This is a genomic window from Pararhodobacter sp., assembly GCF_036802785.1.
Lineage (GTDB): Bacteria > Pseudomonadota > Alphaproteobacteria > Rhodobacterales > Rhodobacteraceae > Pararhodobacter.
Map to the genome: position 1 here is coordinate 1 of NZ_DAIRVN010000032.1, position 12,536 is coordinate 12,536.

11 protein-coding genes and 1 pseudogene are annotated in these 12,536 nt (G+C 63.0%); 9 read left to right on the top strand and 3 right to left on the bottom strand.

Translation table 11 applies throughout. The annotated features are described in order from the left end of the window. Nucleotides 1-313 precede the first annotated feature (313 nt). Entirely contained in the window at nt 314-973 is a 660-nt protein-coding gene (locus tag V7Q53_RS12170) for a TetR/AcrR family transcriptional regulator (RefSeq protein ID WP_333828826.1), read from the top strand. A 65-nt stretch (nt 974-1,038) separates the two neighbouring features. On the opposite strand, the gene V7Q53_RS12175 is transcribed toward V7Q53_RS12170, so the two are convergent. Then, nucleotides 1,039-1,266: a hypothetical protein gene (locus V7Q53_RS12175; protein WP_333828827.1), complete on the bottom strand. Its 228-nt coding sequence runs from the start codon at nt 1,264-1,266 to the stop codon at nt 1,039-1,041. Between the two features lie 120 nt (nt 1,267-1,386). Continuing rightward, entirely contained in the window at nt 1,387-2,967 is a 1,581-nt protein-coding gene (locus V7Q53_RS12180; RefSeq protein ID WP_333828828.1) for a sodium:solute symporter family transporter, read from the bottom strand. A gap of 548 nt (nt 2,968-3,515) precedes the next feature. Here V7Q53_RS12180 and V7Q53_RS12185 point away from each other — a divergent pair. From V7Q53_RS12185 to V7Q53_RS12220, 8 genes and pseudogenes are all read left to right on the top strand, one after another. Then, nucleotides 3,516-3,746 (top strand): annotated as a pseudogene (locus V7Q53_RS12185) (mechanosensitive ion channel domain-containing protein); the annotation flags it as partial. 519 nt (nt 3,747-4,265) lie between these two features. Continuing rightward, nucleotides 4,266-4,772 (top strand): YciE/YciF ferroxidase family protein, encoded by a 507-nt coding sequence (locus V7Q53_RS12190; protein ID WP_333828861.1) that lies wholly within the window; start codon nt 4,266-4,268, stop codon nt 4,770-4,772. A gap of 35 nt (nt 4,773-4,807) precedes the next feature. Then, nucleotides 4,808-4,996 (top strand): DUF3008 family protein, encoded by a 189-nt coding sequence (locus V7Q53_RS12195; RefSeq protein WP_333828829.1) that lies wholly within the window; start codon nt 4,808-4,810, stop codon nt 4,994-4,996. Nucleotides 4,997-5,252: 256 nt separating this feature from the next. After that, the gene (locus tag V7Q53_RS12200) at nt 5,253-6,653 is read left to right on the top strand and encodes a cytochrome c (RefSeq protein ID WP_333828830.1); all 1,401 of its coding nucleotides are present in this window, start codon (nt 5,253-5,255) and stop codon (nt 6,651-6,653) included. Between the two features lie 4 nt (nt 6,654-6,657). Then, a complete protein-coding gene (locus V7Q53_RS12205) occupies nt 6,658-8,259 on the top strand; it encodes a flavin monoamine oxidase family protein (protein ID WP_333828831.1) in 1,602 nt (533 codons plus the stop codon). Nucleotide 8,260: 1 nt separating this feature from the next. Beyond that, nucleotides 8,261-8,728: a c-type cytochrome gene (locus tag V7Q53_RS12210; RefSeq protein WP_333828832.1), complete on the top strand. Its 468-nt coding sequence runs from the start codon at nt 8,261-8,263 to the stop codon at nt 8,726-8,728. A gap of 203 nt (nt 8,729-8,931) precedes the next feature. Further along, complete coding sequence (locus tag V7Q53_RS12215; protein WP_333828833.1) at nt 8,932-10,950, top strand: chemotaxis protein CheB; 2,019 nt, start codon at nt 8,932-8,934, stop codon at nt 10,948-10,950. A 3-nt stretch (nt 10,951-10,953) separates the two neighbouring features. Continuing rightward, nucleotides 10,954-11,349: a response regulator gene (locus V7Q53_RS12220; protein WP_333828834.1), complete on the top strand. Its 396-nt coding sequence runs from the start codon at nt 10,954-10,956 to the stop codon at nt 11,347-11,349. Nucleotides 11,350-11,455: 106 nt separating this feature from the next. On the opposite strand, the gene V7Q53_RS12225 is transcribed toward V7Q53_RS12220, so the two are convergent. Continuing rightward, nucleotides 11,456-12,331 (bottom strand): SDR family oxidoreductase, encoded by an 876-nt coding sequence (locus V7Q53_RS12225; RefSeq protein ID WP_333828835.1) that lies wholly within the window; start codon nt 12,329-12,331, stop codon nt 11,456-11,458. Nucleotides 12,332-12,536 lie beyond the last annotated feature (205 nt).

Consider the following 12,536-nt stretch of genomic DNA (forward strand, 5'->3'; position numbering starts at 1 on the left):
CGCGCCAGATGTGAATACGAGCCCGCCGCTGCCGCATTTCATGCAGCCGGCGTCTTGGCGGGGCGACATGCCCCCGCCAAGACGCCTGCTGCATGAAATGCGGCAGCTCCGATGCGCGGTTACTGACGAGTAACACCCGGACCGTAACCAGCACCACACAACGAGTCAATGCGCTTTTGCACCCCCTCAACCGCCGCCGCCGAGGTAGCGATTGCATGCCCCGGCGCAGCGGATAAGATTGCCACCCCGGACCACGCGCCCTTGCGCCGCATCCTGCCCGCTTCGTCTCAACGACACAGAACATGCAACCGACATGACCGACTCCGCCTCTCCGATCAGCGACGACCCCGCCAGCGCATGGCATGCGGCGCCCGAAGAACGCTCGGATCGCCACGATATCCGCCGTCTGTCGCTGATCCGGGCCGCCGGGCGGGCCTTTGGGCGCAAAGGCTTTCACCGCACAACACTGGACGAAATCGCCAGCGAACTGTCGGTTACCAAGCCGATGCTCTACCGCTACGTCCGCAGCAAACAGGAAATCCTGTACGAATGTCACCGCATGGCCGTCAGCATGGCCGAAGACGCGCTTGACGATGCCGAGGCCCGTGGCGGCTCACCCCTGGAGCAGATCGCGGATTTCGCTGAAGGCTATGTCGCCCGGACCACCACGGCGCTGGGAACCTGCGTTGTGCTGACCGAATATTATTCGATGACTCCCGAAGACACCGACCGCATTCAGGAACGTCGCCGCAAACTCGATACACGGCTGCGCGAGGTGCTCAGGCAGGCGATGGCGCAAGACGAAATCGCGCCTTGCGACCCGAAGCTGGCGGTATTCTTCTTCATGGGCGCGATCAATGGCGTCAGCCGCTGGTTTTCAGAAGGGGGCGCGCGCGACGGCCATGACATCGCCCGCGTCTTTTCAGATCATGTTGTCGCCAGTCTTTCACCGCGCAAACCCTGGCAGCGCTGACAGGCCCGGCAGGACGCGCCCAGCATGTGGCGAATGCCCTCGCCGGAAGCCGGGCAGAAACCCCCTTACAGCACAAGCCAGAGCCCGGTCAGCACGACCAGAAGCACCACAATGAAAAGAACCACGCCCGGTGCAAACCGGGTGGGTTGCCGGGAAAGTCCGGCGCGGTCCTCGCGTGAATGGCTGGCGCTGTCGTGGAGAGTGCCGACGGGGGTGGCCGCATCAAGCTGGTTCACCGAGGCGATCCGGTTGCGCGCACGCCGGCGCGCGCGTTCTTGCTTGTGCTCTGCCATTTCCCGTTTCCCCAGGCCTCTTCAGAACGCTTCAACCGGGGCGCGTGGCAAATGTTCCGGGCGCAACCGAAGATTTCCTGACACTGGACGCAAGGTAAAGCACCTGCCCGTCCCGCGCCCTCAGAGGAACAGCGCGACGGTTGCCAGTGTGATCAGCACAATGCCCAGCCCCAGATAACGGGTATTCTGATACCAGCGCTTCTTTGCCATCTCGCGGCTTTCCTCCTGCCAGGTCTTGCGGCTGAAGGTCATGCCCTGCTCCAGTTCCGGCGCCTCGGACCTGAGGGTGATGCCCAGAAAAATACCCAGCGACAACAGCAGCATAAGCCCGGTGCCATAGAGGAACTGCAGCTCGATCACCCCCATCACCTCGAACAGTGCGAAACTGGCCAGCCCTACCGGAATGCCGATTGCCATGGTCGGAAAGGCCGCGTGGCGCGGCGGGCGGGCCCAGAACAGGCCGCCCAGAAACACCACCACCACCGGCATGGTGATATAGCCCAGAAACGCCTGAAAATACTGCACGATCCCGTCGAAATTCTGGATCATCGGCGCCCAGAGCGCGGCGATGACCATGAACACACCCACCAGCATCCGGCTGATCAGCAGCAGCCGCGCCTCTTCAAGGTTCTTGTAGCGGCGCTTGACAAAATCATTGACCGCGATCGAGGCGCTGCCGTTGAGCACCGAGTCCATGGTCGACATCAGCGCCGCGATCAGCGCCGCCAGCGCCAGACCGCGCAGGCCCACCGGCAGGAATTCGAACACCAGCGCGGGCCAGATATGGTCGCTTTCCTCCAGATCAGGGAACAGCTCGCGCCCCATCAGCCCGGGCAGAATCAGGATAAACAGGAACGGCACCTGCAACCCGCCCGCCATCAGCGCCCCCCAGCGCCCGTGATCGAGCGATTTGGCCGCCAGCACCTTCTGCACCACCACATGATTGGTGGTCCAGTAATAGAAACTCAGCCAGATCACCCCGGTAAACAGGCCGGGCCAGGGCATGAAATCATCGTCCGCGGGTTTGGCGACCGACATGCCGCCCTCGGGTGCCGCCTCCTTTACCGCCTGCCATGAGGCGCCGAGTTCGATAAACACCAGCGTGAAGATCACCGAGCCGACGATCAGCAGCAAAATACCCTGCAGCGTGTCGGTGATCATCACCGCCTTCAGACCGCCGAAAATGACATAGACACCGCCCAGAAAGGCGATCGAGGCAATGAAGATCCACAGCGGATAGTCCGGAAACAGCAGCTTCAGCGTCAGCGCCCCGGCGAAAAGCGCGCCCGCGCTGTCGATAAAAATGGCGGTAAACACCGAAAAGCCCGCGAACAGGCTGCGCGCCTTGCCGTCATAGCGATGCTCCAGAAACTGCGGCATCGTGTTGACCTTGGAGCGCAGGTAGAACGGCAGGATGAAGATGGCGAAGAACACCAGAACCAGCGTTCCCATCCATTCATAATTCCACACGGCGATCCCGTCGCTGTAGCCCGAACCCGCCAGCCCCACATAGGAGGTGCCCGACAGGTTGGCTGACATCAGCGACAACCCCACAATCGGCCAGAGCGCCGAACGCCCGCCCAGCAAAAACCCCTCGCTGTCCTTGTGCGACCGGCTGAGCCAGAGCCCGATCCCCATGACAACCAGAATATACAGACCCGCAATGGTCAGGTCGATTGCACCTATTTCAAACTCAGGCATGGGACACCTCGGCGGGCTTCAGGCAAAACGGGAACCTTCACGCGGCAGGAAGGTTCCTTTCACAACCGCATTTTCCACCGCCTACACACAAAAGACCCCAGCCAAAGCAAAACGTGCCAAACCAGATCGAAGCCGCCCTTGTCTTCACCCTTGCCCTGCTCCTCTCCTGGGGGGCCGGCCTTTTGCTGTATCGCGCGGCGATGAAGGCATTGCAGCGGGTTGATATCTTCTGGCGTGAGCTGGTGGCGCGCACCCGTGGCCCCGTGCAGATGGCCCTGATCATCATGGCGCTGGCGGTTGCCACCAATGTGTCCGCGCTTTCCTGGCGCGGCGCGGCGCTCATGCAGCATGCGCTGATGATCGGCCTGATCGCCTGTATCGCCTGGGTTATCAAGACGGCGCTGGATATCTGGATCACCCTGCACCTCAAACGCTATCGTCTGGATGTGGCCGACAATCTTCTGGCGCGCAAGCATGTCACCCAGTCGCGCATCCTGCAGCGGGTGGGTACGATCCTGATTGTCGCAATCGGCTTTGGTGCCGCGCTGATGACCATCGAGGAGGTGCGCCAGTACGGCGTCAGCCTTCTGGCCTCGGCGGGGGCGGCGGGCATCATCATCGGTATTGCGCTGCAATCGGTGCTGCGCAACCTGCTGGCCGGTATCCAGATCGCCCTGACCCAGCCGATCCGCATTGATGATGCGGTGATTGTCGAGGGCGAATGGGGCAATATCGAGGAAATCACCGCGACCTATGTTGTCGTGCGGATCTGGGACATGCGCAGGTTGGTGGTGCCGCTGACCTATTTCATTGATGAGCCGTTTCAGAACTGGACACGCACGGATTCCACGCTGATCGGTTCGGTCATGCTGTATGTGGATCATGAGGTCTCCATCAGGGATCTGCGGCAAGAGGCTGAGCGCGTGGTGCATGCCTCCGAACTGTGGAACCAGCAGGTCTTCGTGCTGCAGGTCACCGATTTCACCGAGCGTCAGGTCGAGGTCCGGGTGCTGGCAAGCGCCCCTTCGGCGGGCAAGGCGTTTGATCTGCGGTGCGAGATCCGCGAGGCGCTGCTGGCCTATCTGCAGAATGAGCAGCCCCATGCCCTGCCGAAAACCCGCATTGACCGGCTGACGCGGCAGGAGGCGGCAGAAGCATCAGCGGCTTCCCGCCCTGACCCTGACTGGCGTGAGGAACAAACCGGCCCTGAGGCCGTTCTGTCGGCACTGACTGACACACCCCGTGACACCCGCCGTGACTCTCTCCTTGACGAGACCACACGACGGGGCATCGCACAAATGGAGGATTCCATGCCAGCCAAGGACAAGACCCTGGATGACCTGTTCATCGATACCCTGCGCGACATCTATTATGCCGAGCGCAAGATCCTGAAAGCGCTGCCGAAAATGCAGCGCGCGGCGCAGTCGGAAAAGCTGGCCGCCGCCTTTGAACATCACCGCGACGAAACCGAGACCCATATCGAGCGGTTGCAGCAAGTGTTCGAGCTGGTGGGCAAGGCCGCGCGCGGCAAGACCTGCGATGCGATCGAAGGGATCATCGCCGAGGGCGAAGAGATCATGGAGGATTTCAAGGGCTCACCGGCACTGGATGCCGGGCTCATCTCGGCGGCGCAGGCAGTCGAGCATTATGAGATCACCCGCTATGGCACCCTGCGCCGCTGGGCCACCGAACTGGGCATGAAAGAGGCCGCTCAGCTTTTCGGCGAGACATTGAGCGAAGAGTCGGCGACCGACGGCAAGCTGACGAAACTGGCTGAATCCAGCGTCAATGCGGCAGCGCACTGACGGCAAACAGTGTGACAACTGTAGGAGACCGTGTGATGCCTGCAAAATCCAAAGCCCAGCAGAAGGCCGCCGGAGCGGCGCTTTCCGCCAAACGCGGCGAGACCGATGCCGACGAGCTGAAAGGTGCCTCGCATGAGATGCACGACAGCATGAGCGAGGCTGAACTGGAGGATCTCGCCGCAACCAAGCGCAAGAACCTGCCCGAAAAGAAGAAAGACGGGTAGGGGCGGACGCTCTCTCACTCTGCGGCCCCGGCGACGATGATGACCCGGTCTGAACGACCGGCATCTCAACCGGGGCCGCACCCTGGAGGGCGTGGTGAAAGCCGCCTTTCTGAAGCGGCGAGAGAAACCTGCCTTGCGCAGGCGCTTTTTCCGGAACCCTCACCGGGCGGCCTCGTTCTTTTAGCGGGAGTGCATCGGAAAAGGGGGGAGCGGCGTGATGCCGACGGCAAAACGACCTGCGGAGAGGGGCTTGCGGATGCAGACAAGTGTCAGTGCACCGCTCGCGGCCCTGCTGCTGATCGGTACGGCATTCATGGCCACCGCCGACACCCACTTTGAGCAGATCGAGCGCGGCGCCTATGTTGCGCGGGCCTCGGGCTGCATGTCATGCCATCAGGAAGATCTGTCCGGCGGCTATCAGGTCGAAACCCCGATGGGCACGATCGTGGCCAGCAATATCAGCCCCTCGCAATCCCATGGCATCGGCGGCTACAGCCGCGATGATCTTGCCCGTGTGCTGCGCCGTGGCGTCGCCCCGGACCGCAGGCTCTATCCGGCCATGCCCTATGCCTCGTTCCGGGGAATGACCGACGCCGATATCGACGACCTCTATGCATGGCTGATGGATCAGCAGCCCGTCAACGCGCCCCCGCCGCAGGAAACCGACCTGCCCTTCCCGTTCAACATCCGCCCCGGGGTGATGGCGTGGAACTGGCTGTATCTGGATGAGCGCGATCTGCCGCAGTTTGATGATGCCGAGCTTGAGCGCGGCGCGTATCTGGTCAACCATCTGGGCCATTGCGGCGAATGCCACACCCCGCGCAATGACTTTTTCGCCATGCAGGATGACCGCTATCTGGCGGGCGAAGAGATGGATGGCTGGCTGGCCCCGAACCTGACACCGGACCCTGTCACGGGGATCGGGGCGTGGTCCGAGCGCGATATCATCGACTATCTGCGGCTGGGCCATGCAGGCAATGTCGTGCAGGCCGCCGGGCCGATGGCGGATGTCGTGCAGCACTCCACCCGCCATCTGGACGAGGATGACCTTGCGGCGATGGCGGCCTATCTGAAGGCCATCCCGGCGATTACTTCCGGCATACAGGACATTCCCGTCATTCCCGCCGGAGATGACCGCGCCGAACCTGAGCACCGCTATGGCCAGATCCGCGCAGAAATGACCGCCGCGCTGGCGCGCACCGATCTGGCCGAGCCGGAGCAGCTTTACCTCAGCCATTGCGCGGCCTGCCATGGGGTTACCGGGCAGGGCCAGCCGCAGGCCTGGTATCCGCCGCTGGTTCAGAATGCCGCCCTGCGCCGCGCGGAGCCGGGCAATCTGTTGCAGGTGCTGCTGCATGGCGTGCCCGCAGGCAAACTTGCGCGCGCCCCTGCCATGCCCGGCTTTGCCGATGAACTGAGCGCCGATCAGATCGCCACGCTGGCCAATTACACCCGCGCCACCTTTGGCGGGCGGCAGGACAGTGCGCTGACCGCGGCAGATGTGGAACGCATCCTTGCGCCGGATGAAGAGATGCCCGCGCCGCTGCGCGCCCTTCAGGTGGCGGCATGGGTGGGCGTGGCTGTGGGTCTGATGGCGCTGACCCTGATACTCTGGTGGTTGGCGCGGCGGCGCAGGCCCAAACGGCAGGAGGGCTGACAGCATGGCCAGAACACCTTTCAACCCAAGCCGCCGGCAGTTGCTGGCGATGATCGGGCAGGTCGCAGGCGCGGCCGCGATGTATCAGGCGATGACCAGCATGGGGTTCGCGCAGGAATCCGGCTATACCGGCCCGGTGGCGCTGCAAGGCCCCCGTCAGGGGCGGCGCGTGCTGGTCCTGGGCGCGGGCATCGCCGGGATGGCCGCCGCCTATGAGATGCGCCGCGCCGGGTATGAGGTGAAGATCCTCGAATATCAGAGCCGGCACGGCGGGCGCTGCCTGACCCTGCGCGGCGGCGACCGCTTCACCGAGATGGGCGGGCATGAGATAGCCTGCGATTTTCAGGGCGACAGCTATTTCAACCCCGGCCCCTGGCGGCTGCCAGTGCATCACCGCGCGGTGATGGATTACTGCCGCAGGCTGGGCGTGCCGATTCAGACCTTCATCAACAAGAACAACCGGGCATACCTGCATTCCGCCACGGCCTTTGACGGCCAGCCGCAGCGCATCGGCCATGTCGAGAAAGACATGCGCGGCCATGTGTCCGAGCTGCTGGCGAAATCGCTGCATCAGGGCGCGCTCGATCAGGCCGTCACCCCTGAAGACCGCGAAAAGCTGCTGGAGGGGCTGAAGGACTGGGGGGTGCTCGACCGCCATTACCGCTACCGGGCCAGCGATGATCTGGGCGGGGTGCGCGGATGGGATATCCCCCCCGGCGGCGGGCTGATGCCCGGGCAGGAACCCTCGGAACCGCTGGAACTGTCGCCCCTGCTGCAATCCGGTCTGTGGGACCAGCTGTTCAACTTCAACAGCTACACATTCGAGCCGCCGATGTTCGAGCCGGTGGGTGGGATGGATGCGATCACCGATGCTTTCGCGCGCGAAGTGGCAGATGTGATCCAGCTCAATGCCCGCGTCACCCGCATTGCGCAAAGCGACGACGGTGTGCGCGTCACCTATGCCGATGGAGCCAACGGCGGCGTGATGCGTGAGGAAAGCGCCGACTGGTGCATCTGCACCATCCCGCTGTCGGTGCTTGTCCAGCTTGATGTCGATTGCTCGGATGCGATGCGCCGGGCAATCGGTGCGGTGCCCTATGCCTCGGCCTTCAAGGTCGCGCTGGAATTCCGCCGCCGCTTCTGGGAGCAGGATGACGAAATTCTGGGCGGCATCACCTACACCGACCTGCCGCTGGTGCAGATCGCCTATCCCAGCTACGGTTTCCTGACCGAGGGTCCGGCGGTTCTGCAGGCGGCCTATGACACGGCAACGGCGGGGCGCACCTTCACCTATTCATGGTCGGCCATGACCCCGCAGGAACGCATTGACGCCGCCCTCGCACTGGGCCGCCAGATCCACCCGCAATATGATGCCGAGTTTCTCTCCGGCACCTCATGGGTCTGGCACCGGGTGGACTGGTCGCTGGGCTGCTACGGGCAATGGACCGATGATCTGCGCGATGCCCATTATGAAACCCTGTGCGAGATCGACAACCGGCTGGTGCTGGCGGGCGAACATTGCTCGCATATCCCGGCATGGCTGGAGGGGTCGCTGCTGTCGGCGCTGGATGCGATCAGGCGGCTGGATCAGAAGGAGAATGCGTGAGATGCTCAGGCAATCCCTTTACACCGCCATCACCCTGATCCTGCTGGCCCCGGGCGCGCTGGCGCAGCAGGCCCCTGCCCCGGCCGAGGGTAGCGATGAGGGCGCGAGCGATGCCATTGCGACACTGCTCGCGCGCTTCTCTGATGATCCTGACCAGTTCACCCATACCGACGGCGAGGCGCTCTATCGTACCACCTGTCAGGCTTGCCATATGGAAGACGGGCGCGGCGACAGCGGTGTGGGGGCGCATCCCCCTCTGACGGACAACCCGAAGATGAACTCCCGCCATTTCCTGGCAGGCGTCATTCTGACCGGCTATCACGGCATGCCGGGTTTCAGCACGATGATGTCGGACGAGCAGGTCGCGGCGGTGACAAACTATGTCCGCAGTCATTTCGGCAATGACTACCCCGACCTGATCACCCCCGCCGAGGTCGCCGACCTGCGCCCGCCTGAAGACGAGGGGTGAGTGTAAAATCCCTCCTCATGTTCCGAAAGCCACGGAAGCGAAGGATGTTTTGCACAGGCAGAAATTTTATTTGCGTCTTTGGTGGAACCGTTTAAGCCCGAAATTGTTCCGGTTTACTGGGAAGAACGGCTGGTCTGATGCGTCTTGATTTCGCCTGCGGTGAAACCCGATTCACAGCTCAGGCTGAAAGGGCTCAAAGACGCATGAAGAACCTTCGCTCTCCCGATCAGACGGTGCTCGACAAGCATGTCCCCCTCTGCGCCGTCGGTGCTTCTCAGGGCGATGTTAGCGCGCTTCGCGCGCTCCTTCAGCAGCTTCCTGATGATCTGGGGGTTGCCTTTCTGGTGGTCCTGCAACGCGCGCCTGAGCCTTCTTTCTCACCCGACCATCCCGCCGCGCTCGCCGAGAGCCTCTCTGCCGCCACGACCATGCCGGTGCAGCAGATTGACGGCGCGCCCCGCTTGCGGCCCAACTGTGTCTATGTGGTGCCGCCGGACAGAGAACTGGCCATCACCGGCGACACCATCATCGCGCGCGCCCGCACCGCTCCACGCGGGAAACAGGCGCCCATCGACATATTCTTCCGTTCCGCGGCACAGGCGCGCGCCGAAGGCAAGGCGGTGGTGCTGACAGGTGCCGGTCTCGGCACTGCCAGCGGGCTGCGGGCGATCCGCGAGGCCGCGGGCAAGGCGCAGTCGGACGATCAGGCGCTGATAATCTTCATCGACGCGGACGCCGCGCCCGCCGATACAACTGATCCGCGCACGCAACTGCACCCCGTCAAGGAGGCACACCGCGCAAACCCGGAAGAACCTTCGACCGCGAAGGACGACCTGCACGCCCAGAACGAAGCGCTGAAAGCGGCGAATGCCAGGCTGACAAGCAAGCTGGAAAGCATGACAAACGCGCATAGCGATCTGCGCACCCTGATCACCGCCATCGATATCGGCACATTGTTTCTGGACACGGATCTGCGCATCCGCATGTTCACCCCGCCGATCTCAGAACTGTTCACCATCACGGAAATGGACACAGGCCGCGCCATCACCGATGTCACCAGCCGCCTGGTGTATGACGGGCTGGAAGAAGACGCCCGCAAGGTTCTGCGCGATCTGGTGCCCGTCGAGACCGAGGTGCGGTGCCGCAATGGCAAATGGTACCTCATTCGCCTGCGGCCCTACCGGACGCTCGAAGACCGGATCGAAGGCGTGGTGCTCAGTTCCGTTGACATATCCTCGCGCCGGCGGATCGAGAGCGATTTGCGCGAAAGTCAGCACAACTATCAGATCCTGTTCGATTCCATTGATGAAGGCTTCGCCATCATTGAAATGGTGTTCAAGGACGGGGTTGCGGTGGATTACCGCTTCATCCGGGTCAACAGCGCCTTCGAGCGCCAGACCGGGCTTTCCGATGCCGCAGGCCAGATGGTGCGCACACTGGTGCCGGATCTGGAACCGCACTGGTACAAACGCTACGGCCGCGTCGCCAGCACCGGGCAGCCCGAACGGTTCGAGGCGCCCTCCGAGGTGCTGGGCCGGTATTTCGATGTCTACGCCTTTCCGGTGGGGCGAAGCAGGGGGAACAGGGTGGGCCTGCTGTTCCGCGATGTCAGCGAGCGCAAGGATGCCGAAAAGCAGCGCCAGTTGCTTACCGACGAGCTTAGTCACCGCGTAAAGAACACCCTCGCCGTGGTTCAGGCACTGGCCCGCCAGCCCGGCTCGTCGCAGATGACGGTCGAGCAGTACCGCGACCGTTTCGTCGGCCGCATCCAGGCCCTTGGCCACGCCCATGATCAGCTGCTTGAAACGCACTGGAAATCAGCCGATCTTGAGACCCTCGCCAGAAAATCGCTTTCAGCCTATGGCGGGCACGGGCGGCGCAAGCTGAAGATCGGTGGGCCGGAAGTGCTGCTGACCCCCAAACAGGGGCTCGGGCTGGCGCTGGTCCTGCATGAACTGGCGACCAACGCATCCAAATACGGCTCCCTCTCGGTAATGGATGGCGCGCTCAGCCTCACATGGTGGCTGGAGCGCGACAAGGACGGGTGCGACCTTCACCTGCTCTGGAAGGAAACGGGCGGCCCCGGGGTGAAATCGACATGCAAGGAAGGCTTCGGAACCCGGCTGATAAAGCAGGCGTGTTCCTATGAGCTTGATGGCACAGTGGAACTTTTCCCCTACCCCGAAGGTTACACTGCACAGATCAGCTTCGCGATTGGATAAAGCATGAATGAGACGACCCCGGCTGATCCGCCCCTCGCCGGCCGCAAAATACTCATCGTCGAAGATGAGATGCTGCTCGCCCTTGATCTGCAGATGTTCCTTGAAGATCAGGGTTGCGAAATTCTTGGCCCGGCACCCAACGCAAAGCGCGCGCTGAAACTGCTGGCAGAACAGCGGCCGGATGCGGCGACGCTGGACATGAACCTGAACGGCCAGTCCTCGGCCCCGATCGCGGTCGCCCTGCGCGAACAGAACATTCCTTATGTCATCATCAGCGGCTACAGCGTTCCGCCCGAGACAGACGCCGCTTTGCGCGGCGCGCCGCATCTGGTCAAACCGATTTCCACCGCCATGCTGCTGGAAGAATTGTCAGCCCTGCTGGACGACTCACCTGCATAAAAAACCCGGCCCGCATACGAGCCCGGCAGACCGCCCGGCGCCGCCCCGTTGAATAAGGCCAGCCCGCGCACCCCACGCGGCTGGCCTTTCCCCCGACGCCTCAGAATTACAGGATGGGCTGCCCGCCGGTCACCGCAATTGTCGCGCCTGAAATGTAGCTCGACATCGGCTCTGCCAGCATCACATAGCTTGACGCCAGCTCAACCGGCTGCGCCGGGCGCTTCATCGGATAATTCTGCCCGAAGCTTTCCACCGCATCCTGCGGCAGCGTCGCCGGAATGAGCGGGGTCCAGACCGGCCCCGGCGCCACGCAATTCACGCGGATGCCCTTTTCGGCCAGCATCTGCGCCAGCCCGGCGGTGAAATTCTGGATCGCGCCCTTGGTGGTCGCATAGGCCAGAAGCGACGGGTTCGGCTTGTCGGCATTGACCGAGGTGGTGTTGATGATCGCGCTGCCGGGCGGCATATGCGGCACCGCGGCCTTGGTCAGATAGAACATCGCATCAATATTGACCGCGAATGTCTTGCGCCATTCGTCATCACTGATCTCGTCAAGGTCATCAAAGCTCATCTGATGGGCGGCGTTGTTGACCAGAATATCCAGCCCGCCCAGTTCAGCGACACAGCGCTCCACCATCTGGCGGCACCAGCCCGGGTCGGCGATATCACCCTCCAGCACCAGACACCGCCGCCCGGCCTCACGCACCAGCCGGGCAGTGTCGGCGGCATCCTCGCTCTCGCTCAGGTATGAGAGCGCAACATCGGCCCCCTCCCGCGCATAGGCAATCGCCACCGCCCGCCCGATACCGCTGTCACCGCCGGTGATCAGCGCAATCCTTCCCTCCAGCCGGTTCGCGCCTATCCAGCTTTCCTCGCCATGATCGGGGCGCGGGTTCATCAGGGCGGTGCTACCCGGCAGTTCCTGTTTCGGGCTGGAGAAGGGCGGGTGCGGATACCGCACCGGCGTCGGCATACGGGACATGGCGAAACTCCTTTTTTCCCCGCCTCAACGCGGCGTCGGCGCAAATGTTCCAGCCCCGGCATATTCGCGGCCCCTTCGCCAACTTCGCCGCGCAAGGGAACAAACAGGCCGCCAAGCCGTTAGTTTTGAGCAACAAGGAAAGGGGCGCCTGTGACAGACGGCGGCAATGAACCGAATGAAGGCATACGCAAGCCCGGATCACGGG